This window comes from Allosediminivita pacifica (assembly GCF_003054175.1).
GTDB classification, from domain to species: Bacteria; Pseudomonadota; Alphaproteobacteria; order Rhodobacterales; family Rhodobacteraceae; genus Allosediminivita; species Allosediminivita pacifica.
Genome location: NZ_QBKN01000001.1, coordinates 241941 through 265776 on the forward strand (window position 1 = coordinate 241941; position 23836 = coordinate 265776).

The 23836-nt window shown below is 66.3% G+C and carries 23 protein-coding genes; 8 read left to right on the top strand and 15 right to left on the bottom strand.

Translation table 11 applies throughout. From position 1 onward, the window contains the following. Positions 1 to 45: 45 nt before the first annotated feature. Positions 46 to 900 carry an urea carboxylase-associated family protein gene (locus tag C8N44_RS01185; protein WP_107974321.1) on the top strand — a complete coding sequence of 285 codons (855 nt, stop codon included), beginning with the start codon at positions 46 to 48 and terminating at the stop codon, positions 898 to 900. Positions 901 to 918: 18 nt separating this feature from the next. Here the strand turns inward: C8N44_RS01185 and deoD are convergent, their stop codons facing one another. The 5 genes from deoD to C8N44_RS01210 all read right to left on the bottom strand — a co-directional run bounded on the left by deoD (position 919) and on the right by C8N44_RS01210 (position 6901). Further along, positions 919 to 1623: a purine-nucleoside phosphorylase gene (deoD, locus tag C8N44_RS01190; protein ID WP_107974322.1), complete on the bottom strand. Its 705-nt coding sequence runs from the start codon at positions 1621 to 1623 to the stop codon at positions 919 to 921. A gap of 1 nt (position 1624) precedes the next feature. Further along, positions 1625 to 1933: an H-NS histone family protein gene (locus C8N44_RS01195; RefSeq protein WP_107974323.1), complete on the bottom strand. Its 309-nt coding sequence runs from the start codon at positions 1931 to 1933 to the stop codon at positions 1625 to 1627. A 155-nt stretch (positions 1934 to 2088) separates the two neighbouring features. Beyond that, entirely contained in the window at positions 2089 to 4065 is a 1977-nt protein-coding gene (locus C8N44_RS01200) for a protein meaA (protein ID WP_188758609.1), read from the bottom strand. Positions 4066 to 4321: 256 nt separating this feature from the next. After that, positions 4322 to 5380, bottom strand: coding sequence for a Gfo/Idh/MocA family protein (locus tag C8N44_RS01205; protein ID WP_107974324.1), 1059 nt, complete (start codon positions 5378 to 5380; stop codon positions 4322 to 4324). Positions 5381 to 5395: 15 nt separating this feature from the next. After that, positions 5396 to 6901: a GMC oxidoreductase gene (locus C8N44_RS01210; protein ID WP_107974325.1), complete on the bottom strand. Its 1506-nt coding sequence runs from the start codon at positions 6899 to 6901 to the stop codon at positions 5396 to 5398. A 170-nt stretch (positions 6902 to 7071) separates the two neighbouring features. Between C8N44_RS01210 and C8N44_RS01215 the strand changes: the two genes are divergently transcribed. Continuing rightward, positions 7072 to 7986, top strand: a complete 915-nt coding sequence (locus tag C8N44_RS01215) for a sugar phosphate isomerase/epimerase family protein (RefSeq protein ID WP_107974326.1) — start codon at positions 7072 to 7074, stop codon at positions 7984 to 7986. Here the strand turns inward: C8N44_RS01215 and C8N44_RS01220 are convergent. Beyond that, complete coding sequence (locus C8N44_RS01220; protein WP_210204136.1) at positions 7972 to 8796, bottom strand: sugar phosphate isomerase/epimerase family protein; 825 nt, start codon at positions 8794 to 8796, stop codon at positions 7972 to 7974. The genes C8N44_RS01215 and C8N44_RS01220 overlap by 15 nt on opposite strands. Positions 8797 to 8923: 127 nt before the next feature. On the opposite strand from C8N44_RS01220, the gene C8N44_RS01225 reads away from it, so the two are divergent. Together C8N44_RS01225 and nagB are read left to right on the top strand one after the other, a co-directional pair. Then, positions 8924 to 9322: a RidA family protein gene (locus C8N44_RS01225; RefSeq protein WP_107974327.1), complete on the top strand. Its 399-nt coding sequence runs from the start codon at positions 8924 to 8926 to the stop codon at positions 9320 to 9322. A gap of 4 nt (positions 9323 to 9326) precedes the next feature. Then, complete coding sequence (gene nagB / locus C8N44_RS01230; RefSeq protein ID WP_107974328.1) at positions 9327 to 10088, top strand: glucosamine-6-phosphate deaminase; 762 nt, start codon at positions 9327 to 9329, stop codon at positions 10086 to 10088. On the opposite strand, the gene C8N44_RS01235 is transcribed toward nagB, so the two are convergent. Genes C8N44_RS01235 through C8N44_RS01250 form a run of 4 tightly spaced genes read right to left on the bottom strand, consistent with a single transcriptional unit; the run spans position 10076 to position 14360 of the window. After that, positions 10076 to 10810: a copper homeostasis protein CutC gene (locus C8N44_RS01235; protein WP_107974329.1), complete on the bottom strand. Its 735-nt coding sequence runs from the start codon at positions 10808 to 10810 to the stop codon at positions 10076 to 10078. The two genes, nagB and C8N44_RS01235, sit on opposite strands and share 13 nt — an antisense overlap. Next, positions 10807 to 12030 carry an MFS transporter gene (locus tag C8N44_RS01240; RefSeq protein ID WP_107974330.1) on the bottom strand — a complete coding sequence of 408 codons (1224 nt, stop codon included), beginning with the start codon at positions 12028 to 12030 and terminating at the stop codon, positions 10807 to 10809. The genes C8N44_RS01235 and C8N44_RS01240 overlap by 4 nt, the downstream gene beginning before the upstream one ends. A gap of 6 nt (positions 12031 to 12036) precedes the next feature. Next, positions 12037 to 13479 (bottom strand): M81 family metallopeptidase, encoded by a 1443-nt coding sequence (locus C8N44_RS01245; protein WP_107974331.1) that lies wholly within the window; start codon positions 13477 to 13479, stop codon positions 12037 to 12039. Between the two features lie 17 nt (positions 13480 to 13496). After that, positions 13497 to 14360: a MurR/RpiR family transcriptional regulator gene (locus tag C8N44_RS01250; protein ID WP_107974332.1), complete on the bottom strand. Its 864-nt coding sequence runs from the start codon at positions 14358 to 14360 to the stop codon at positions 13497 to 13499. Positions 14361 to 14504: 144 nt separating this feature from the next. On the opposite strand from C8N44_RS01250, the gene C8N44_RS01255 reads away from it, so the two are divergent. Next, positions 14505 to 15017, top strand: a complete 513-nt coding sequence (locus C8N44_RS01255) for a hypothetical protein (protein ID WP_210204137.1) — start codon at positions 14505 to 14507, stop codon at positions 15015 to 15017. 1 nt (position 15018) lies between these two features. Beyond that, positions 15019 to 16107 carry a D-TA family PLP-dependent enzyme gene (locus tag C8N44_RS01260; protein WP_107974436.1) on the top strand — a complete coding sequence of 363 codons (1089 nt, stop codon included), beginning with the start codon at positions 15019 to 15021 and terminating at the stop codon, positions 16105 to 16107. 54 nt (positions 16108 to 16161) lie between these two features. On the opposite strand, the gene C8N44_RS01265 is transcribed toward C8N44_RS01260, so the two are convergent. The 5 genes from C8N44_RS01265 to C8N44_RS01285 form a co-directional block, all read right to left on the bottom strand. Continuing rightward, complete coding sequence (locus C8N44_RS01265) at positions 16162 to 17286, bottom strand: ABC transporter ATP-binding protein (protein ID WP_107974334.1); 1125 nt, start codon at positions 17284 to 17286, stop codon at positions 16162 to 16164. A gap of 71 nt (positions 17287 to 17357) precedes the next feature. Continuing rightward, positions 17358 to 18566, bottom strand: coding sequence for an extracellular solute-binding protein (locus C8N44_RS01270; RefSeq protein ID WP_107974335.1), 1209 nt, complete (start codon positions 18564 to 18566; stop codon positions 17358 to 17360). Between the two features lie 77 nt (positions 18567 to 18643). Further along, complete coding sequence (locus C8N44_RS01275) at positions 18644 to 19504, bottom strand: carbohydrate ABC transporter permease (RefSeq protein WP_210204138.1); 861 nt, start codon at positions 19502 to 19504, stop codon at positions 18644 to 18646. Next, on the bottom strand, positions 19501 to 20385 hold the full coding sequence (locus C8N44_RS01280; RefSeq protein WP_107974336.1) for a carbohydrate ABC transporter permease: 885 nt from the start codon (positions 20383 to 20385) through the stop codon (positions 19501 to 19503). The genes C8N44_RS01275 and C8N44_RS01280 overlap by 4 nt, the downstream gene beginning before the upstream one ends. Then, a complete protein-coding gene (locus C8N44_RS01285) occupies positions 20385 to 21545 on the bottom strand; it encodes a Gfo/Idh/MocA family protein (RefSeq protein WP_107974337.1) in 1161 nt (386 codons plus the stop codon). Before C8N44_RS01285 ends, C8N44_RS01280 begins: the two co-directional genes overlap by 1 nt. A 202-nt stretch (positions 21546 to 21747) precedes the next feature. On the opposite strand from C8N44_RS01285, the gene nagA reads away from it, so the two are divergent. Together nagA and C8N44_RS01295 are read left to right on the top strand one after the other, a co-directional pair. Then, complete coding sequence (gene nagA, locus C8N44_RS01290) at positions 21748 to 22878, top strand: N-acetylglucosamine-6-phosphate deacetylase (RefSeq protein WP_107974338.1); 1131 nt, start codon at positions 21748 to 21750, stop codon at positions 22876 to 22878. Then, complete coding sequence (locus tag C8N44_RS01295; protein ID WP_107974339.1) at positions 22875 to 23795, top strand: ROK family protein; 921 nt, start codon at positions 22875 to 22877, stop codon at positions 23793 to 23795. Before nagA ends, C8N44_RS01295 begins: the two co-directional genes overlap by 4 nt. Positions 23796 to 23836 lie beyond the last annotated feature (41 nt).

The following is a 23836-nucleotide window of genomic DNA, read 5'->3' on the forward strand; positions in this document are numbered from 1 at the left end:
CGGGGGGCGGGGATACCTCGGCCGTTTCGCGACAGGAGGTTCCCCATGAAGACGACGCCCGAGGACGCCGCCGCCCGCCGTGCCGTGCCGCCGGTGATCTGTTACCCGACCGAGACGCTGCCGCAACCGGACCTGCCGCTCTACCGCGCCGCGCTGGTGGGGGCCGAGGTGGTGGCGACACATGTTGCGCCGCCGCGAGAGGCCTGCGCCTTCGAGGTGCCCGCCGGGCATTTCTTCCGCATCGTGAGCAGCGAGGGGCCGCAGGTGGGCGATCTCAACCTGTGGAACGCCGTGGACCTGTCCGAGCGGTTCTATTCCGGCAAGACCCGCGCGCTGCACGGCACCCATGTGACCACGGGCGAACGGCTCTGGTCGTCCTTCCCGGCGCTGCGACCCATGGCGACGATCGTCGAGGACGACCTGCACTGGTACGGCATCGACGACTTTGGCGGGTCCGTGCATGACGTGATCGGGACGCGCTGCGATCCCTACACCGGCAACCTGCTGGCGGGGACTCAGTATCATCACTGCTGCCATTCCAACCTGATCCGGGCGCTGTCCGAGTCGCGGGGTTTGACGGTGGAGGAAGCCGAACGCCATGTGCATGACGTGCTCAACGTCTTCATGTGCACGGGCTTCACCCGCGACACGGGGCAGTATTTCATGAAGGCGAGCCCGGTGCGGCCCGGCGATGCGCTGACGTTCTTTGCCGAGATCGACCTGCTGGGCGCGCTCAGCGCCTGTCCGGGCGGGGATTGCAGCGCCGAGCACAGTTCGGACACGGCGGCGTGCCATCCGCTGAACGTCGAGGTGCTGAAACCGGAAGAGGGCGCGCTGGGCGACTGGCGGTCGCCGCCGGTGAACGGCTACGACCGCAGTCACGGGACGGGCGGGCGCTAGGCCCGCCGCATCCGGCTGTCAGGAAAAGGCGGCTTCGAGGGCGATCTCGACCATCTCGCCGAAGCTGCGCTCGCGATCGCTCGAAGGCAGAGCCTCGTGCGTGCGCAGGTGGTCCGAGACGGTGAGCACCGCCAGCGCTCGGGCGCCGAGGCGGGCCGCGACAGTGTAGAGCTCGGCAGCCTCCATCTCGACCGCGAGGACGCCGTGGCGGGTCATCTGCTCATCGAGGTCGGGGCGTTCGTCGTAGAAGACGTCGGCCGAGTAGATCCCGCCCACATGGGTGGTCGAGCCCTTGGCCTCGGCGGCCGCGGCGGCGGCGCGCAGCAGGCTCCAGTCCGCGCAAGGCGCGTAGCTGAGGTCGCGGAAGAAGCTGGCCGAGGGGGTCGAATAGCTCGACGCCGTCATGGCGATGATGACGTCACGCAGCTTCACGTGATCCTGCATCGCCCCGCAGGACCCGATACGGACCAGTGTCTTTGCCCCGAAATCGCGGATCAGCTCGTTGGCGTAGATCGACAGGCTGGGCATGCCCATGCCCGAACCGTGAATCGTGACGCGGTTGCCTTTCCACGTACCGGTGAAACCCAGCATTCCGCGTACCTGGTTCACGCAGACCGGATCGTCGAGGAATGTTTCTGCCGCCCATTTTGCCCGGAGCGGATCTCCGGGCATGAGCACCGTTTCTGCGATGGAGCCGGGTTCGGCGCCGATATGGACCGTCATTTCAGATGGCCAGTTGTTCGAGCGACTTGCCCTCGTCGAGCGCTTCGATCACCCAGTTGGGCTTGCGGCCGCGGCCAGTCCAGGTCTGGGTGGGGTCCTGAGGGTTTGCGTATTTCGGCGAGCCCTTGGAGCCTTTGGGGCCGGCGGTGAGTATTTCGTCGAGCGAAAAGCCGTATTCCTTTGCGGCTTGTTCCGCAGCGCGTTTCGCTTCGGAGCGGCGGCGGGCGTCCACGGTTTTCAGAGCTTTCTGCGCATCCTTGATGAGCGCTTCCAGTTCGTCGCGGGTCATGTTTTCGAGATCGTAATTCATGCGCTTCTCCTTTTCTTGCCTGCTATATAAAAATGACACGAAGCCACAAGACATGGAACTGTGTCATTTGTGTCTGTTCCGGGCGCAAGGCAAGAATTCGCGCACCTGAATTGAGGGTGCACGTGAAGGAGATTCCCGAAAAGGGTTAATAAATCCTATTCGGCGGCCACGGATTTGGGATCAACAAGCGTGACAATGTCGTGCATTATCCTATTCAGCTCGAAATCCTTTGGAGTATAGACGCGCGAGACGCCCATGGCGCGGAGGCGGCCTGCGTCTTCGTCGGGGATGATCCCGCCGACGATCACGGGCACATGGCCGAGGCCCGCCTCGCGCAGGCGGGTCATCACATCCTCGACAAGAGGGATATGGCTGCCCGACAGGATCGAGAGCCCTATCACGTGGTGTTCCTTGGCGGCGGCGGCCTCGACCAGCTGTGCGGGGGTGAGGCGGATGCCCTCGTAGTCGATCTCCATGCCGCAGTCGCGCGCGCGGAAAGCGATCTGCTCGGCGCCGTTGGAATGGCCGTCGAGCCCGGGCTTGCCGATCAGGAAGCTCAGACGGCGGCCGAGGCGGTCCGAGACCGCATCCACCGCGTGGCGCAGGTCTTCGAGCCCCTCGGTCATGTTGCTCATGGCCGTGGAGACCCCCGTGGGGGCGCGGTATTCGCCGTGGATGGCCCGCATCTCTCCGGCCCATTCGCCGGTGGTCACGCCGGCCTTGGCGCAGGCGATGGAGGCGGGCATCACGTTGCGACCTTCGCCGGCGGCTGCGCGCAGCTCGGCCAGGGCGGCGGCGACGGCTGCGTCGTCGCGGGCCTCGCGCCAGGCATTCAGACGGCCGATCTGGTCCTGCTCGACGCCCTCGTCGACGACCATGATGCCGCCGTCCTCGCCCAGCAGTGGGCTGCGCTCGGTTTCGGTCCAGCGGTTGACGCCGACCACCGTGATCTCGTCGTGCTCGATCCGGCGGACGCGTTCGGCATTGGCCTCGACCAAGCGGCTTTTCATGTAGTCGATGGCGCCGATGGCCCCGCCCATGCTGTCGATATTCCGAAGCTCGGCGCGGGCGCCGTCCTTCAGCGCCTCGACTTTCGCATCGACCGCGGGATTTCCGTCAAAGAGGTCGTCGAATTCGAGAAGGTCGGTTTCATAGGCCAGGATCTGTTGCATCCGCATGGACCATTGCTGATCCCAGGGACGCGGGAGCCCAAGCGCCTCGTTCCATGCGGGAAGCTGGACGGCTCGGGCCCGGGCACGCTTGGAAAGGGTCACGGCCAGCATTTCGATGAGGATGCGGTAGACATTGTTTTCGGGTTGCTGCTCGGTCAATCCTAGGGAATTGACCTGGACGCCGTAGCGGAAACGCCGGTATTTCGGATCGTTGACGCCATATCGCGTCATAAGGATTTCATCCCAGAGCTCGGAAAACGCACGCATCTTGCACATTTCTGTGACAAATCGAATGCCCGCATTCACGAAAAACGAAATGCGCCCGGCAAGGACTTCGAATTCGTGTTCGGGGACCCGGGGTTTGAGTTCGTCGAGGACGGCAACCGCGGTGGCGAGCGCAAAGGAAAGCTCCTGTTCCGGCGTCGCGCCCGCCTCTTGCAGGTGATAGGAGCAGACGTTCATCGGGTTCCATTTCGGAACCTCGGTGTAGCAGTACTCGGCCACGTCGGCGATCATCCTGAGCGAAGGTTTGGGCGGACAGATATAGGTGCCGCGGCTGAGGTATTCCTTTATCAGGTCGTTCTGGACGGTGCCCTGCAACTGGGAAATGTCGGCGCCCTGTTCCTCGGCCACCGCGATATAAAGCGACAGCAGCCAGGGGGCCGTGGCGTTGATCGTCATCGAGGTGTTCATCTGGTCGAGGGGGATATCCTCGAACAGGGTACGCATGTCGCCGAGGTGGCAGACCGGCACGCCGACCTTGCCGACCTCGCCACGGGCCAGGATATGATCGCTGTCGTAGCCGGTCTGAGTGGGCAGGTCGAAGGCCACCGAGAGCCCGGTCTGCCCCTTGGCAAGGTTGCCACGGTAGAGCGCGTTGGAGGCCGCTGCGGTCGAATGGCCGGCATAGGTCCGGATCAGCCAGGGCTTGTCGCGGGGGGGCATCGGGATTTCGCTCATGGTGTCTCCGTCACTATCAAGGCCGAGTCAGGGCGACAATCTTGTTTCGTCACGGACTTGTTATGCGAAATAATATGTCTCTGTCAATTCGCCGCAATGCAGCGGAGCCTGCGGCTGCGGCGAGGTCCTTTCGCAGATGCGGAAACGCCGCGCGACAAGGCCGCGCGGCGTAGCATAGGCGAAATGCGTGGGTGCCGGATGGGCAACCGGCGCGCTGAGGCTGCTGTCACGCAGCGTCGCCCGATTGCGGAGGGGACTAGAGCGTGACTGTCTTGCCCGAGCGGATGCTCTCGTCCGCGGCGAGGCAGATGTTGAGCGAATCCACCGCATCACTCATGTGGCGGGAGAGGTCCGTGTCATCGACGATGGCGCGGTAGAGGTAATCCTGCTCCAGATCGCAGAGCGCCTGGTGGTCGGGTTCGCCCTCCATGCTCAGCCAGTCGTCCTCGTGCAGCAGTTCGCCGTCGTCGCCGGTCTCGGCGTGGTGCACGCGCAGCTTCGAGGTCTGGGTGTGGGCGTTGATGTCGGCCGAACCCGTGGTTTCCTCCATCACGATGGAGACGGCACCCTTGGGCGACATCACGTCCTTCACGAAGTAGGCGGTTTCCGAAATCATCGGACCCCAGCCCGCCTCGTACCAGCCGACCGATCCGTCGTCGAAAAGCACTTGGAACTGGCCGTAGTTGTACATGCCCTCGGGCAGACCATCGGCGAAGGGCACGCCCATGCCACGCACCTCGACCGGGCGGCCGTCGGTGATCTGGCACATGACGTCGACGTAGTGCACGCCGCAGTCGACGATGGGGGAGGTGGTCTTGAGGATCTCGCGGTGGATCTTCCAGGCGGCGCCGCTGGACTGCTGGTTGAGGTTCATGCGGAAGGCGTAGGGCCCGCCGAGGCCGCGCGATTCGGAAATAAGACGCTGCCACGAGGGGTGGTGCCGCAGGATGTAGCCGACGACGAGCTTGCGATTGTTGGCCTTGGCAGCCTCGACCACGCGGCGGGCGTCGGCCACGGTGGCGGCGAGGGGCTTTTCGACAAACACATGCGCCCCGGCCTCGAGCGCGGCGACAGCGTAGTCGGCGTGGGTGTCGGTATGGGTCGCGATCGACACCACGTCGGGTTTCAGCTCGGCCAGCGCCGCCTTGTAGTCGTGCAGCATCGGATAGACGGTCAGCCCCGACGGCAACTCGCGCTGCGAACGATTGACGAGGCCGACGATCTCGAAGCCGGCGTGCGCGTGATAGGCCATGGCGTGGCTCTGGCCCATCTGGCCGAGCCCCACGACGAGAACGGAAAAGGTCTGTTCGGTCATCTTGCGGTCCTTGCCTCAGACTGTGGCGCGCGCCACGGTGCGGCGCTCGGCGGCGATCTTGGCGGCGCCGATGCTGGCCAGTGCCACGATGAAGGGGGTGGGGTTGGTGGCGGTGACGGTGGGAATCACGCCGTTGCCCGCCACGTGCAGGTTTTCGAAGCCCCAAACGCGGCTGAAACGGTCGCAGACGCTGGTGCCGTCGTCCACCTCGCCCATGCGCAGCGTGCCCTGATAGTGCAGCGAGCTGCCGGTGGGCACGCGGGTGGTGGCGAACCCGTCGACCGGGGCGCCCAGCGTATGGGCGATCTTCTCGGCCAGGGCCTTGCCGTTTTCGATGCGCTCGGCGTCGACCTCGTTGATCGGCGCGTGGATCGAGAAGCTGGGCAGGCCCTTCCAGTCGGGGGTATCCTCGTCGAAGACGATACGGTTTTCGGGGCGGGGATCGGCGGCCACGAAAAGCCCCATGCCGACCAGCGTGCCTTCGATCTTTTCGGGGAAGGGGAAGAGCGCCGGGTCGTTGCCGTGGATCGTGACCGAGAAGGGGAAAGCCGCGTCATCGGTGCGGGGAATCCAGGACATCGACGTCAGTGGCCCTTCGATGTCGGTTACGAGGAAGCGGTTGATCAGGAAATGGTCGTTGATGTTGCGCCCCAGCGCCTCGGGACGGATGCCCGATCCGTAGAGCAGCTGCGGGCCGTGCAGGCTGTCGGCGGCGACGACGACGGTACCGGCTTCGACCTGCCACGTCTCGCCGCTGTTCATGCTGACAAGCTCGACGCCCGTGGCGCGGCCGTCCTCGTGCAGCACGCGGCGGCAGGCGGTGTCAGGCAGGATGCGGAACATGTCCTCGGGCTCGTCGACCATCTCGCCAAGGATGTGGTCGGTGCCGTGGGTGATCACGCCATCCTCGGTGACCGTGTAGGCCAGTGGCATGGGCTGGACCTTGCGGTCCTCTGGGCGGCCCGGGTTGAACACTGCGCCAAGCCGCGCGCGCATCTCTTCCGACCCCTTGTCGCCGGGGAAGGGATGCTTGTTGGCGCCAAGCAGGCTGTCGGCAAGCTGCAGGGCAGCTTCCATCTCGTCGGGATCGATGAAGGAGATGCGTTCGGACTTGGAGGGATGCGGGCAACCGGAGGTCCACTGGACGCCCATGCCGCCGACCGAGGCCGCAGCGAAGCCGGCAAAGGCCTTTTCGTCGGGGGTGTCGGTGTTGGCGAAGAAGAGCCCCGGACGGCGCTGAAGCGAGTGGTCGTGCTTGCCGGCCTTGCGGGCCTCCCATTCCTCGCGCGTGATCGGCGCGTAGGTTTCGCCACGCCGCGGACCCTGCGCCATCAGTCGGGCGGCGGTGCGTTCGGCGTCCGAGAGCGTGTCGAAATGCTGGCCCGTCCTGGCGGTGGCCTTCGGCCCGGCCTCGACCATCAGGATGCGGGCCTCGGGCCAGTCGCGGCGGATGATCCGGGCGTAGGTCGAGCCTGTTGGGCCGCTGCCCACGATGACGACATCTGCGGATCGGGTGATCATTCTCGGCACTCCGGAGTGTAAAATCTTTTCGTGTTGCGCCGCATGGGGGCGCTTGCTAGCGTCAAAGTCAACATCAATGTGTAAAATATTTTCGCGCCAGGGGCCTCCGGCGGATCGTGCCGAGGTCTGCCGCACAAGCTTTGCGCAAGGCAACAGAAGAGGGCTACAGCATGGAATTCGGGACCAGCTCCTACAGTTTTCAAAAGCTCCTGAAGGCAGGGGACATCGGCATCGAGGGCGTCTTCGACCAGATCGCCGGCTCGGGCGGGACCCACATGGAACTCGCGACCCTGACCGTAGGTCCGGGGCTCGAGGACATGATGGACTACGACCTGTCCGGCGACGCCGAGACACGCAAGCGGCTTGAGGCCGCTTCGCGAGAGTCGGGCGTCACGCTGTCAGGAATGTGCATCCCGGCGTCGTTCATAGACGAGGACCGCGCCGCGCGCCGGGCGCAGATCGACAGGGCCAAGCGCTACGTGGATCTCTGCGCCGACATGGGTGTGGGCTTTCTGCGCACCGACGTGGTGCCGTGGTCCATGCGGCCCGAAAGCTATGCCCAGGTCGAGGCGCTGTTCCCGGTGATCGTGGAGGGCTGCGCCGAGGTGGCAGACCATGCAGCCGCGCGGGGCGTGGTGGCCAGCATCGAGAACCACGGCTTTCTCATGAATGGCAGCGAACGCTGCCGCCGGCTCGTTCAGGCGGTGGACAGCCCGCATTTCCGCATGACGCTGGATATCGGCAATTTCCTCTGCGTTGACGAGGACCCCTTCGTCGCGGTGAACAACTGCCTTGGCGTCGCGAGCTACATGCACGTGAAGGATTTCCTGGTGCGCAAGCATTACCCAGGGCCGGGCTGGCTCGAGACCTTGGGCGGACGGCATATCGTGGGAACGGTTTTCGGCTTTGGCGACGTGGAGACGCGCGCGATCGTGCGGCGCATCCTGCAATCCGGTTACGACGGCTACGTCTCGCTCGAGTTCGAGGGCAACGAGCCGACGCTGATGGGCTGCGAAACGGGGCTGAAGAACGTGATCCGCATCTTCGACGAGGTGCGGGCCGAGCTGGCCTCAGAGGCGGCGTAGCCTTTCGACGCGGGCGCGGATGTCGGCAAGACGCGCGCGCCCGCCGCCGGGCACCTCGACCGAGGCCCAGCCGCTGTAGCCGACGCCGCGCAGGGCGGCGTTAATCGCGGCCCAGTCGCAATCGCCCTCGCCAAGTTCCACGTCGAAGCCCTTCCATGGGCCCTTGGCATCCATCCTGGTGCGGCTGTATTCCTTGATGTCCACGCGCATGATGCGGGGGCCGAGCGCCTCGATCCAGTCGGTCGGATAGCCGTTCCTGAGGATGTTGCCGAGGTCGAGATACCAGCCCAACAGCGGGTGATCGAAGCGGTCGAGCAGCGCCGCCGCTTCGAGCGGGCTGAGCAGGAAGTTGTTCCAGACGTTCTCCAGCGCGATGGCCACGCCGGTGCGTTCCGCCTCGGGCAGAAGGGTCTCCAGCGCGGCGGTGGCGCGGTCCATGGCGGTGGCATAGCTGACCTCGGGGGTCACGGCGCCGGGTACCAGAAGGACGGTCTGCGCGCCGATGGTCTTGGCGGTCTCCAGCGCCTCGGTCATGCCCCGCAGCCCCGCGGCGCGGGTGTCCGCGTCGTTGGAGGTCAGCGGGTGGCTCCAGTGGCGCGCGTTCACGACGCCGGGCAGGGCCACGCCGCTGTCGGCGCTGGCGCGTGTCAGGGCATCGAGCGGCAGGTCGGTCGGGGCGTCGATCTCGACCCCGTCGAAGCCCAGCTCGGCGAGCAGGGCGAAGGTGCCGGCGATGTCGAGGTCGGGGGCGTCGATCATGCCCCACTTCAGGCTGATCCGGGCGAAGGGCAGGTTGGTCGCGTCTGGCATCTGGTCCGTCTTCTTGGGAGATTTTCGTAAATCAGTTTCATAAATCCGCCAACTTGGCGAGGAATCTCTTGCTCATCGCAGGTATTCACGACACAAAAAAGAAAATCAATTTCGTGGAGCCTGCAACATGACCATTCCCGGGATCACCCGTCTCGATGCCGCCGAAGCACAGGCAGGCGGGCAGGAACGTCCCTTTTCCAAGGCCGTGCGCGGCGGGGATTTCGTCTTTGTCTCGGGCCAGGTGCCCACGCGCGACGGCGAGGTCGTGCACGGCAACATCGCCACGCAGACCGAGGTGGTGATCGAGAACCTCAAGGAGGTTCTGGCGCTGGCGGGCTGCACGCTCGAACATGTGGTGAAGGTCGGGGTCTGGCTGGACGACGCACGGGACTTCTCGTCCTTCAACGCGGTCTTCAAGAAGCACTTCAGCATCGCGCCGCCCGCCCGCTCGACGGTGGAATCGCCGCTGATGGTCGATGCCAAGGTCGAGATGGACGTGGTCGCCTACTGTCCGCAGAACGGTTGATCGCGTGAAGATCCTGATCCTCGACGATGCGGAGGCGGTCTCGGCCCGCGCGGCGGGGGAGATCGCATCGCAGCTTTCGGCAAAGCCCGCCTCGGTGCTGGGGCTTGCGACGGGCGGCACGATGGAGGCGGTCTATGAACAGTTGATCGCGCTGCATCGGGACGGGCGGGCGAGCTTTGCCGGCGCGACAAGCTTCAATCTCGATGAATACGTGGGACTGGCTGGCGACCACCCCTGTTCCTACCGCCACTACATGGCGCAGAAGCTGTTCGATCATATCGACATCGCGCCGGGTGCCGCGCATCTGCCGCTTGGCGAGGCCGAGGATCCTGCGGCCGAGGCGGAACGCTACGAGGCGGCCGTCGCCGCGGCTGGCGACATCGACCTGCAGCTTCTGGGGCTTGGGCTGAACGGGCATATCGGTTTCAACGAACCGACCTCGAGCCTTGCCTCGATCACCCGGCTGAAGACGCTGGAGCGGTCGACGCGCGAGGCCAACAGCCGCTATTTCCCCGAGGGGGAAGAGCCGCCGCGGCTGGCGATCACCATGGGGATCGGGACGATCATGCGGGCCCGCGAGGTGCTTCTGGTGGCCACCGGCGAAGCCAAGGCGCGCGCCGTGGCGCAGGTCATCGAGGGGCCGATCTCGGCCCGCTGGCCCGGCAGCATCCTTCAGATGCACCGTCAGGCGACGGTGCTGCTGGATCGCGCGGCGGCGTCGGAACTGGAGCTGCTGGACTACTACCTCGACGTTCACCCGGCCTGAGCCGAGAGGATCCGCTTCAACTCGGCCACCGTCGCGGCATCGGTGCGGCGGGCGCCCTCGGGGTGAAAGCCGAGGTGGGTCAGGGTTGCGGGGCCGGGATCGGGTTTCGAGGCCGAGGCATGTACTTCGGCCGGGTCGAGCGCCGACAGCAGGCAGGGCAGGGTGACGGGATTGATCCCCGCGCCCGGCATCACCGTCAGCCGGCTGGCCGCGTGGCGCATCATCTCGGCCAGCCGTGCCGTGCCCTCAGGGGCAGAAGTGGCCCTACCGGAACTGAGCACGCGGCGTATGCCGAGGTCCGCTGCAAGGTCGAGCGCGGCCAGCGGATCGTCCACCACGTCGATGCAGCGGTGCAGGGTGATATCCATGTCACCTGCGGCGATCGCCAGCCGTTCCAGCGTGGGTGCGTCAAGCAAGGTGCCCGTCCCGGTCGTCCTCGTGGCGCCGATGACGACGCCTGCCAGACCGGCCTGCGCGGCCGCGGCGATTTCGGCCTCCATCATGGCGATCTCGTCGCGGCTCCAGTCGAAGCCGCCCGCGCGGGGCCGGATCATGGCGAGGACGGGCACCGGGGCGCGGGCCGCGTGGCTCATCAACCCCACCGACGGCGTAAGCCCGCCGAGCGCCAGTGCGGAACAGAGTTCGATCCGGTCGGCACCGCCCGCGATGGCGACCTTTAGCCCCTCGGCGCTGTCGACACAGATTTCCAAGGTACGGGTCATGTCGGGTCCTCGGCCAGGGCGATGGGGTGAAAGCGTTCCATGATCAGCAGTCCCAGCGCCCCGGCAAGCCCCGTCACGATGCCCATGACCGCGACGGTGGAATAGCCGGCGAAATGCGTCCCGAGGCCGAAAAGCCCGGCGGCGATGGCGCCCGCCAGGAACAGGTTCAGCGAGATCAGCGAGGCCGAGAGGCCGGGCCGGTCGGAGATGAGCTCTTGCAGATAGCCGAGTGGCAGTGTGATGAGCGCCGAGGCAGCTGTCCCGCCGAGAAAGGCGCCGGCGATGATCATCCAGGGTGCCGTGGCCAGCGCGATCACCCCGAGGTAGCCGGTGTATAGCCCCATGGCGACGGCGAGCACCGTGACCGTGGCGATGCGCCGGGTGACCTGCGCCCAGACCAGCAGGAAGACCAGCTCCATCCCCGCGACGATGCCGACCGTGATGCCCACATCCGCCGTGGTGCCGCCCGCGCGCCCCGTCATGATCAGGGGCATGACGGCGGCATGCACATGGATCGCCGAGGTGATGGCGGCGGTGCCCAGAACGCGCAGCGTGACCGCGGGGCGCATCAGCAGGCCGAAGGCCGCGGGCAGGGACACGCGCGGCGGACGGCGGGCCGGATCGCCGCTGCCGCCCCGCGGCATGCGCAGGGCGATGATGACCAGCGCAGCGCCTGCGGCCAAGGCCGCCACGGCAAAGGCCGGCAGCATGGAGCCTGCGCCCGCGAGAGCAAAACCGAGCACCCCCGGCACGAGGATCCAGGCGGCCGAGACCATGCCGCGCAGCACCGAGGAGAGGCCCATGCGGTCGGCGGTGGGCAGGTCCTCGGAAAAGACGCGCCCCGCGGCGAAGAGCATGGGGGTGAGCCCGCCGAAGACCGAGACCGGCACGAGCAGGGCGAGGACAAAGACCGTCGCGTTCGGAAAGAAGAAGATCGCGGAATAGCCCGCCATGCCGGTCGCCGCGAGCCACATGAGCAATCGCCGGTAACCCGAGTCGCGGTCGGCAAGCGTGCCGAGCCAGACCGAGGCCAGCACGTTGACCACGGCGGCGCTCAGCGTCAGCGCCGAGAAGGCGCCGTCGCTCAGCCCCAGTTCGCGTATCGCCACGACGGACTTGTAGGGCGCGGTCGAGGCCGCGGCGATGCCGCAGCAGAAGACCGCCATGGCGCAGGCGCGCAGGCCCGCCGAGGCGCGAAGGCTCCGGATCAGGTCGAACATGGCGCGTCAGGCGCGCGCGGAGCGGACCGGGGCCGGGGTGAAGGTCGCGTCGGGCTCCCAAGGGTAGATGCCGGGGGCGCGATGCAGGCTTGCCAGCTGCGGGATGTCCTGGTTCACGACGCCCTCGGTCAGGGCCATGAGGTTGGGGTTTGCGATGGGCGCGAGGTCGGGCGACAGGTAGCCCGACTTGACCACCAGCAGGCCGACGCCGCGCGGGTTGAGGCCCAGAAGCTCGAAGTCCGCGAAGTTATGATAGGGACGGCGGCGCGCGGCAAGCACCACGGTGATGCCGCCGGTGCGGACTACGGCCTGCGCAAAGGCACCGCCGTCGCCCTCCACAAGCGTAAGGACCGAGACGCGGGCCGTGGCCGAGACGCCGGAAGGATCGAGACTGGCACCGATGCTCAGGTCGAGCTCGGCACCGACGCCTGCGGCAAAGCAGGCGTCGACCGCGGGGCGGTCGGTGATGCCGGCGATCAGAGCGTCCTGCCAGTCCCGCTCGATCAGCGCCTTCAGCACAAGCCCGTTGTCTCCGACCCCGCCGCCGGTGGGATTGTCGCCGCTTTCCGCGAGGATCACCGGCGCGGTGGTGGCCCTTGCCGCCATGTCGAGCATCTCGTCCAGCGTGCCTGTCACGGGGCCGAAGGCGAAGGCGCCGCGCGCCTCCCAGTAGGCCCGGGCAAGATCGCGGGCGACGGCCTCGGCCTCGGCTGCGTCGGTGGCGGTCACGACCGCGGCGGCGGTGCCGCGGGGTTCGTCCGCCCAGACGTAGCCGACCATCTGGTCGGCGGACCAGATGCCGGGGCGTTTGTCGTGACCGGGCAGGGCGGCGTAGAGCGATTTCGCCGGTTCATCCTCGGTCGAGGAGCGTTCGCCGGGCATCAGGACAGGGATCTTCGCCCAGGTCACGAAGGGTTTTTCACCCGTTCGCAGGCAGCGCAGGAGCATTTCCCAGGCGCGTGTCATTGTCTCGGCCACGTCGATATGCGGCGCGGTGCGGTAGGCGGCGAACATGTCGATCTGGTCGACGATGCGCTGGCTGACGTTGCCGTGCAGGTCGTAGCTGACAGCGATCGGCATCTCGGGGCCCACCAGATCGCGCACCGCCTTGATCCAGTCGCCCTCGGCGTCCCACATGCCGTCCACGTGCATGGCGCCATGCATGGCAAGGTAGACCCCGTCGACCGGCAACGAGGCCTCGAGACGCGAGAGCAAGTCGGCCTTCAGCGTCTCGTAGGTCTCGCGCTCCACCGGGCCGCCGGGCACGGCGCGGGCGTGCAGAAGGGGCAGCACCTGCACATCCTCGCGGGGCAGGAAGCCGAAGTAGTCCGACGCTGCCAGCGCCTCGCCGCGCATGACCGCGAAATCGGCCTCGCGGATCAGGACGGGGTTGTAGGTCGAGCATTCGGTGTGGATGCCGCCGACGGCGATCCGGTGGGTCTTGGTCATGGAAGGGGTCCTTCGGGTCAGTCGCCCAGGAGCTGGCTGTCGTCACCGTCGCGATGGCGGATCAGGCTTTCCTTGATGCGGCGCAGCGTGGCGGCGGTGGCCGTGCGGTCCGCGTAGGCGACAAGGTTGGCAAGGATATCGACCACGGCGAGCATGGCGTATCGGGTGGAGGTCGGGCGGAAGATGTTCTCGCCCTCGGGAAGATCGACGGCCAGCACCAGGTCGGCGGCCTGCGCCACGGGCGAGCCGGACTGCGTCAGTGCGATGGTCGTGGCGCCCTGGGCGCGGGCCAGTTCGAAAGAGGTGACAAGCTCGGCGTTGCGCCCCGAAAAGGACGAGCCAATCACTAGGTCCTCGCGGTTCAGGGCCGAGGCCAGCATCATCTGCATGCCGTGGTCGGTCGAGGTCGTGATGCGGCAGCCGAGCCGGAACAGGCGGTTCTGCAACTCACCCACGATCATCGAGGAATTGCCGCCCGAGCCGAAGGCATAGGTCATCTCGGCCCCAGACAGCAGCGCCGCGGCCTTTTCCATGGCTGCCATGTCGAGCGCCTCGTGCATCATGAAGAGCGCCTTCTGCGCCTTGGTCACGATGTCCTCGGCCACCTCGGATGGGGTCGATGTCCGGGCCTCGGGGCGCAGGTAGCGCGAGCCCACGTAGTTCGACTTGGCCAGGTTCACCTTGAAGTCGGAGAAGGAGTTGCAGCCGAGCCTGCGGCAGAAGCGCGTCACCGTCGGCGGCGAGACCTCGGCCCTTGCGGCGAGGTCGGTGATCGAGGCATTGGTGGCAAAGTCGATGTCCGCCTGGACGATGTCCGCGAGCCGTTGTTCCGACTGGGAGAGCTTGAGCCCCTCCTGCATCAGTGTCGCGAAGATATCCATGGCCCCATCCTCTCACGGGTCTTCGGGGTTCGGGAAGGGGCGCAGGCCCGCATTTCCGAAAATCATTTTCTTGTTTTCCCGATCACACTTGCATGCGACCCGTGGATTGGCCAGTATTTTTGGTGAATAGAGAAAATAATTTGCATGATTGCAGAAAAAGAGGCCACCCGGATGCGAGATCCCATGCAGAACCCCTTCGATCCCTTGGACGAGGCCCGCCACGCCATCTGGGAGATGCTCGTGCAGCGCGACATCGACGCCTTCATCGGCGCCGACTGGCCGATGATCGCGGGGGATTTCATCGCCGAGAACTTCATCGGCATGAACGGCAATTTCGATCCCGACCCGCAGAACTGGTCGCTGTCCTTCGCCTCGCTTGAGGCCTACCGGGACGAGTGGCTGCGTCAGGCGGCGGACGCGCAGAAGACAGAATACGCCGAGGATCAGCGTGCCGGTATTTTCCGCGCGACAAAGCTCGAGGAGATCGAGCTTCAGGGCCCGGTGGCGCTGGTGCGCAAGAAGTTCGACGGCACGATCAGACGGGCCGATGGCGGGGCCGACCGGATGCTGTGGCAGACGCTCTACACCTGCCGCGAGACGCCCGATGGCTGGAAGATCGCGGGCTTCGTCGGCTACCTGCCCTATGCGGGGCACTGAGATGGAGGGGATCTGGCCCGAAGCGGGCACACCACTGTCCGAAGTGCTGACGCCGATGCCGGTTATCGACGAGGCGCGCATGGCCGCCAACATCGCGCTCGCGCAGGCCCATATGGACGGACTCGGGCGCGCCTTTCGTCCGCATATCAAGACGCACAAGCTGCCCGAGGTGGCGCTGACCCAGCTCGCCGCAGGGGCGGTGGGCATCAACTGCCAGAAGGTGACCGAGGCCGAGGTCTTTGCCGATGCGGGGATCGCGGACATCCTGATCACCTACAACATCCTCGGCGCGGCACGGCTTGCACGGCTGAAGGCGCTGCAGGCCCGCGTGCCGCGGCTGGCGGTGACGGCCGACAATGCGACCACCGTCGCGGGGCTTGCGGCCACCTTCGATGCTGCGGCACCCCTGCGGGTTTTGGTCGAATGCGACACGGGCGGCGGGCGCTGCGGCGTGCAGACGCCCGAGGCTGCCAGAGATCTGGCACGGGAAATTGCAGACGCGGAGGGGCTGACCTTCGGCGGCCTCATGACCTATCCCGCGCCGGGCGGGGCCGCGGCGGTCGAGGGGTTCGTGACGAAAGCGAAGGCGCTGCTGGAGGAGGCCGGGCTTGGCTGTCCGGCGGTGTCGGTCGGCGGAACGCCGGATTTCTTCGCCGCCGGAGAGATCCCCTCGGCCACCGAGCACCGGGCCGGTACCTATGTCTACAACGACCGGGCGATGGTGCGGGCGGGCCATGCGAGCGAAGATGACTGCGCGATGCACGTGCTCGTCACCTGCGTGTCACGCCCGACGGCGAACCGCGCGGTGATCGACGCGGGCTCCAAGGCGCTGACCTCGGATCTTCTGGGTTTTCCCGATCATGGGCTGATCCCGGACTACCCGGGCGCGCGGATCACCGGCCTGTCCGAGGAACACGGCGTCGTCGATCTGTCGGGCGTGGAGGGCGAGGGACCGCAGGTCGGAGAGCAGCTGCGCATCATCCCGAACCACACCTGCGTGGTCACGAACCTGTTCGACCGGATGGTCTTTCACGATGGTGGCGTGGTGACACGGGTGCTCGACGTGAAGGCACGCGGCACCGTCTGGTAGCTCGCCTTCGTCGGAATGGGTCGGAGGCGCCGGGGCAGGCCCCGGCGCCTTTTCTTATGCGGTGGCCACGTCCGGCATGGGCGCCGAGGTGTCGACCGTGCGGGGCAGGGCCTTGCCCTCTGCCACGAAGAGGTGGCAGTCCGCGCCGCTGAAGGACAGCGTGGCGGGCACGGCGGGTGCCACCTGCGCGGCGCCGGGCAGCAGGGCCGAGACGGTGCCCACCTCTTTGAGTTCGGCATAGGCCACGGTGTTCACGCCGAGCCGTTCGACCACGCTGGGGATGACCTCGATCGCGACGTCGCCCGCGCCCTGGTGCAGGTGCTCGGGCCGGACGCCCAGCGTCACCGTCTCGCCGACCAAGCCCGCAGGGGCCGCGACGGGCACGGTGATCTCGCCGCCGGTGACCAGCTTGACAGTCACGCCGCCCTCGCCGGCGGCGGTGCAGGTCGCGGGGATGAAGTTCATGCGCGGGTTGCCGATGAAGCCGGCGACGAAGAGGTTGTCGGGCTTGTGGTAAAGCTCCAGCGGCGCGCCGACCTGGCTGATGCGGCCGCCGTCCAGCACCACGATGCGGTCGGCCATGGTCATGGCCTCGACCTGGTCGTGGGTGACGTAGATCATCGTCGCCTTGAGTTTCTGGTGAAGCGCGGCGAGCTCGATCCGCATCTCGGAGCGCAGTGCGGCGTCGAGGTTCGAGAGCGGTTCATCGAAGAGGAAGATCGAGGGTTCGCGGACGATCGCGCGGCCGATGGCAACCCGCTGGCGCTGGCCGCCCGAGAGATTGCCGGGTTTCTGTTCGAGCCGGTTCTCGAGCTGCAGGACACTGGCCGCGCGCATGACGCGTTCCTTGAGCTCCTTGGCGGGCATCTTCTCGACCCGCAGGGGGAAGGCGATGTTCTCGAAGACCGACATGTGCGGGTAGAGCGCGTAGCTCTGGAAGACCATCGCGATGCCGCGCTTGACCGGTGGCAGGTCGTTCACGCGTTGGCCGTTGATGGTGCATTCGCCCGACGAGATGTCCTCGAGCCCGCAGATCATGCGCAGGAGCGTGGACTTGCCGCAGCCCGAGGGGCCGACGAACACCACGAATTCGCCGTCCTGGATTTCGAGGTCGATCCCGTGGATGACCTCGAGGTGATTGAAGCGTTTCTTCACTCCTCTCAGGGCGAGCTGTCCCAAGGCAGTGTCCTTTCCTTATGAAACGGTCCGGACCATCTGGTCCGGACCCTGAATCCCCTGAGGGACCTTGGTCAGTCGAGTTCCTTGAGCGCGGCGTCGGCCTTGCTCAGCGCTTCGGCGGGCTCGGCTTGGCCGGTCACGACGGACTGCACCATCTCGATCATGATGTTCTGGAAGCCGCGGTAGTCGGTGAACAGCGGCTCGGGGCCACCGTACTCGATCCCGTCGATGAAGGGCTTCCAGTAGGGGTTTTCCTCGACGAGGGCATCGATGTTGTCCGAGGGGCGCAGCGGCGTCAGGCCGTAGCTGAGGTCGTATTCCTCCTGCGGGCCGGGCGCGGTGATGTACTTGGCGAGGTCCATGGCCTTGTCCTCGTAGCCCGAGCCCGAGAAGACGGCGAGGCTGTCGGTGATGAGCAGCGTGCCGGGGCCCTCGGCATCGGGCCCGAGCGGCAGGTTGGCGACGCCCCAGTCGATGTCGGTGTCTTCAAGCCGCTGCACGGTGCTGACCGCGGCATGCATCATGGCGACGCCGCCATCGAGGAAGATCGCGCGCACCTCGTTTTGTTCGTAGGCGGTCGGGCCTTCCTCGGAGTAGGGGACGAGGTCCTTGTAGGCCTGCAGCGCGGCAAGGTTCTGCGGGCTGTCGAGGACGATGTTGCCCTCGTCATCAACAACCTTGCCGTTGTTGGTGTAAACCCAGTGCAGGAACTGGTGCACCGTGTTGTCGAAGGTCTTGGCGACCAAGCCGAAGCCGGCGCTGTCGGTGTTCTCGGTCACGGCCTTGGCGTCGGCGATGACTTCTTCCCAGGTCGTGGGCGGGGTCTCGGGGTCGAGGCCGGCTTCCTCGAAGAGGCCCTTGTTCCAGTAGAAGGCCTTAGTCGAGAATGCGACCGGAACGCCCCACTGTTCGCCCTGGTAGGTCACGGTGTCGACCACGTTGGGATAGTAGGAGGCCTTTTCCTTCTCGGTCATCGGGATCGGCTCGATCAGGCCGAACTCGGCGAATTCCTTGAGCGTGCGCGAGCCCACGTAGGCGATGCCTACGGGGGTGCCGGCGACGGCGAGGGTGGTCACCTTGTCCTGGCACTGGCCCCAGCCGACGACCTCGGGGGCGACGGTCCAGCCCTCGTTCTCGGATTCCCACTGGTCGATGTATTTCTGCTGGATCGGGTCCATCTCGTCGCCACAGACGATCATGCTGATCTCCTGAGCCATGGCGGGTGCGGCCGCACTGAGGGCCAGGATCGCAGCGCCGCTGCGAAGAAGTGTCTTGGTCATGTCTCTCTCCTGTTGGTGCCCCGGGCGGGCGGTCTTTTGTGGGGCGTCCCGCGCAGGGGCGCCCTTGGTCTTGCGCCTTATTGCTTGATCGCGCCGGCGGTCAGACCGGCCACGAGGTAGCGTTGCAGCGCGAAGATGAGGATCATGGCGGGGGCGATGCCGACGAAGCTTGCCGCCATGAGTTCGTTCCAGATGACCTCCTGCCGGCCGAAGTAGGCGTAAAGCCCGATGGGCAGCGGCATGTATTCGGTCTTGGAGTTGAAGGTCAGCGCGAAGATGAACTGCTGGGCATAGGCGCCGATGAAGGTCGTGATGGCGACCACGGTGATGCCTGGCATGGCCAGCGGCAGGATCACCCGGCGCAGGATGTAGAGATGCCCGGCGCCGTCGACGTAGGCGGCCTCGTCCAGTTCCTTGGGGATGCGGCGCATGTAGGCCGAAAGCAGCCAGATCGCCGTGGGGATCAGGAAGGCGACGCCCGGCACGATCATCGACCAGTAGGTGTTGAGCATCCCGTAGGCGCGCATCAGGCGGAACAGCGGGATCAGCAGCACTGCGCCCGAGAACATGTTCACGGCCAGGAAGGCGCCCAGCAGCGGGCCGGCGCCGCCGAAGTTGATGCGGGCAAAGGCATACGAGGCGGGCACCACGAGCAGCAGCACGATGATCGTGATGACGGTCGAGATGTAGAAGGAGTTGAAGATGTAGCGGCCGAACTCGGGGACGCTGTCCCACATGGTGAAGTAGGCGTCGAAGGAGGCGTTCTCGGGGAAGAACTTGTACGGCGTGGAGAAGAGCAATCCCAGCGGCTTCAGCGAGACGAGGAACCCCTCGATGAAGGGCGCCAGCATGAAGAAGAGGAAGATGGCGATGCCGATGTACATCAGGATCACCTCCCACCAGCGGTAGCGGTCGATCATCGCGTTCTTCTTCATCATGTCGACATCCTCTTCGACAGCTGGGTGACGGCGCGGAAGTAGAGCAGGGCGAAGGCCGACAGGAACAGGCAGATCACGACCGCGCGGGCGGCGCCCTCGCCGAACCGCTTGGAGCCGAGCGCGGTGGAATAGGTGTCGATGATCATGGTCGTGGTCGATCCCGAGGGGCCGCCCTGCGTCAGGATCCAGATCGGATCGAACGAGTTGAAGGTCGAGATCAGCGAGATCATCGACATGGTGATCGCCGCCGGCAAGATCATCGGGAGGGTGATGCGGCGGATGCGGTAGAGCCGGCTTGCGCCGTCTGTCCAGGCGGCCTCGTGCAGGTCCTGCGGGACGGTCTGCACCGCGGCCAGCATGTACATCGTGACCATGGGCACGCCGATCCAGACGTCGGTGACGATGGTCGCCCAGAAGGCGGTGTTGCCGTAGGCGAGGAAGGCGATGGGCCCGTCGACGATGCCGAAGCGCTGCAGCAGGCCCGAGATCATCCCGAACTGGCCGTTGTACATCCAGCCCCACATGAAGATGCCGATGGCCATGGGCACGATCCAGGGCGGCATGGTCATCAGACGGAACAGCGACCGGCCGGGCAGGGCGGCGTTCAGCAGAAGCGCGCCGCAGGTGCCGATGATCATCTTCAGCGCGACCGAAAGGAAGGTCCACAGGAAGGTGCGGCCGATGATGGTGGCGAACTCGGCATCGAAGATACGCGCGTAGTTTTCCCAGCCGATGTAATCGGTGGTCCGGCGCAGCGAGGCATCGGTGAACGACAGGTTGATGGTCTGCAGCAGCGGGTAGACCACGATGGCGCAAACATAGATGAGCGCCGGGACCAGCAGGATCCAGGCGAAGAGGACGGCTGATCTCTGTCCGGGCATCAGGCGGGGACCTTCCTGTTGAGGGCCTCGTCGTACATATCCCAGGTGCGGGCCATCTCGACCACCTTGCGGGTGGCGCGGGCCTCGTCCATCGCCATAGCCAGCAGCCCCGCCTCGAGCGCGTCGAGCACCGAGACGGGCTGTTTCGCGCCGGTCCTGACCGCGTCGATGACGCCCTGGGCCATCTTCTCGTCCGCGCCGTAGTGGTGCGACAGCTCGGAGGCCTCGTAGGTCTTGCGCTCCAGCGGGCGGGCGGTGTGGCTGTCCGTGATGTTGAGGAACCCGCGCACGAAGTCACCCTCGGCCATGCCCTGCGAACCGATCACCGCGAAGCGGCGGAAGTCGTCGGGCACGTTGAGATTGGTGTGGAAGTTCAGCGCGGCGCCGTTCTCGTATTCGACGATGGCCACCTGGTAGTCGATGATCTCGGCATCGCTGTCGAAAACTTTGTCGGTGCCTTCCCAGCCCGAGGGCTTGCGGCTGTAGACCGTCATGTCGTTGATCCCGCGGTTTCGGGGATCGTTCGCAGGCACGAAGGTCCGACGCCCGCCGAAGCTGCTCACCCGCTCGGGCCGCGCGCCGATCACGCCGTTGTAGAGGTCGATGTCGTGGCAGCATTTCTCGAGCATGAATCCGCCCGCGTAGCGGTCGTAGCGACGCCAGTCGCGCATGAAGAAGGCGCCGTGGTAGGGCGGGATATGCTCGGAGGCCTCGATCGAGATCACCTCGCCCAGTTCGCCACGCGCCTGCGCCGCGCGCAGATCGGTGTAGAGCGGGGCGTAGCGCAGCACGAGGCCGATCAGCAGGTTCTCGACACCATATTTCGCCAGCAGCTCCGCCATGGCGAAGCTGTCCTCGCGGGTGGTGACGACGGGTTTCTCGGAAAAGACCCTCACGCCCGCCTCGAAGCCCGCACGGATGTGATCGAGGTGCATCACGTTGGGCGAGCCGACCATCAGCAGGTCGAGGTCCTCGGTCTTCAGAAGCTCCTCGACGCTGCTGTATTGCGTCCCCGCCGAGATGCCCTTTTCGACCAGCAGGTCCATGCCCGCGGGGGCCGGATCGACGTAGCCCCGGATTTCGAACCCAGGGTCAATTTGAGTGAAGACCTGTCCCAGGTAACCCAGGCGATATCCGAGCCCGACGATGCCGACTTTCATACCAGTTTCCCGTTTCTGAGGCTCGCGTCGCTGCCCGGAGGCGGTGGCGCAAGTCTCGTAAGTACGTAATTTATTTTCGTAGACTGTGGACGAGATTCGTGACAGTCAATAAGAAAGTGCGGATGATAGCGGTAATGATGAAATTCATTTTCATTTTATGCCTCAACCATGGGCAGGCTCCGGTAGCGAGGACGACGGGCGGATGACGGCCGGGGTTTCGCCGGTGGCGCGCAGGGTCTTCGACGGACAGACATGGCACCGCGACGTGGCGGTGGCGTTTGCGAATGGCAGGATCACCGACCTGATTCCCGGCGGCGCGCCGGAGGTCGATCTGATCGTTCCCGGCCTCGTCGATCTGCAGGTGAACGGCGGTGGCGGAGTGCAGTTCAACAACCGGCCCGACGCTGGGGGAATCGCTTCGATCTGCGCCGCGCATCGTTCCCTTGGGACCACCTCGATCCTCGTGACGCTGATCACCGACGGGCCCGACGTGACGCACGCCGCGATCGCCGCCGTGGCCGAGGCCCGCGCTGCGGGGCAGGCCGGGCTTGTCGGGGTGCACCTGGAAGGGCCGCACCTCGACCCTGCGCGCCCGGGCACCCATGACCCCGCCCTGGTCCGCCCGATGGAGGAAGCCGACCTCGCCTGCATCCTCGATGCGGTGGAAACCTGCGGCCCGCTGCTGGTGACGCTTGCGCCCGAAGCGGTGGCGCTCGATCAGGTTGCGCGGCTGGTGCGCGGTGGCGTCCGGGTGTCGCTTGGCCACAGCGACTGCGACGCCGAAATCGCCAAGGTCTACATGGCGGCCGGGGCACGCATGACCACGCATCTCTTCAACGCCATGAGCCAGATGTCCCATCGCGCGCCGGGGCTCGTCGGCGCCTCGCTCGAAAGCGGTACGGTAAGCTACGGGCTGATCGCGGACGGGCACCATGTCAGCGACACGGCGATGTGCGTGGCGCTGCGGGCCAAGCGCGGCCCGGGGCACATCTTCCTCGTCTCCGATTCCATGGCGGTGGCGGGCTCCGATCTGGACGCCTTCACCCTGAACGGCCGCACCATACGCCGCGCGGGCGGGCGGCTTGCGCTCGAGGACGGGACGCTGGCGGGGGCGGATATATCCTTGCTTGAAGCGGTTCGGTATTGCACGGAGCGGCTGGACCTGCCTCTGGGCGAGGCGATCCGCATGGCCACGCTCTACCCGTCCGAAGCCATGGGCCTTGCGGACAGGGGGCGTCTGACGCCGGGCGCGCGGGCGGATTTCCTTGTCCTCGACGGCGCATTGGAACTGAAGTCGACCTGGGTCGGCGGTTTGCTGGAGGCCCAATCGTGATCATCTGTTTCGACATCGGCGGCAGCAGCGTCAAAAGCGCCGTCGCCACCACGGCCCACGACGTGCGCCCACTCTCGCGCAGGCCCACGCCCACGCGTGATTTCGAAGCCTTTGTCGAAACCCTGCGCGAGGCTATCGCCGAGGCCGGCGCGCGGCCGGAGCGTTTGGCGATCTCGATCGCGGGGGTCGTTGATCCCGTCAGCGGCAAGGCCCATGTGGCCAACATCCCCTGCCTGACCGGCCGCCGCCTGGCGCCCGAGCTGTCGCGGCTTCTCGGCCTCGATGTTCTGGTGGCCAATGACGCTGACTGCTTTGCCCTCGCCGAGGCGGTGGTGGGCGCGGGGCGCGGGCATGACGTGGTCTTCGGCGCGATCATCGGCACGGGCATCGGCGGCGGGCTCGTCTCGGAAGGGCGCCTGATCGGCACCGGCAGTGGCTATGCCGGGGAATGGGGCCACGGGCCGGTGGCGCGGCGGATGCTCGAGTCCATCGACCAGGTCCTGCCGCTCTACCAGTGCGGCTGCGGCCTGAAGGGCTGCCTTGACGCCACATGTTCCGCGCGTGGGATCGAGCGTCTGCACCGCGACATCGCGGGTAAATATCTGCCATCGACCGAGGTCGTCGCGGGCTGGCACGCGGGCGACACGGGCGCGACGCGGACCGTGTCGGCCTGGCTCGAACTCTTGTCGGGACCGCTGGCGATGGTCGTCAATATGACCGGGGCCACGGTCGTCGCTACCGGCGGAGGGCTTGCCAGCGATGCCCCCCTGATCGCGGCACTGGACGATGCCACCCGGCCGCTGACGCTGGCCCAGCCCTCCAGCCCGCTCGTGGTGCAAGCGCAGCACCGCGAGGAGCCGGGGCTGGTCGGCGCCGCGATCCTGGCCCTGCGCGATCCGAAACCGCGGGCCGCCTGATGCGGCGCCCCTATCCCCAAGCCGCGGCCGGACAGGCACGC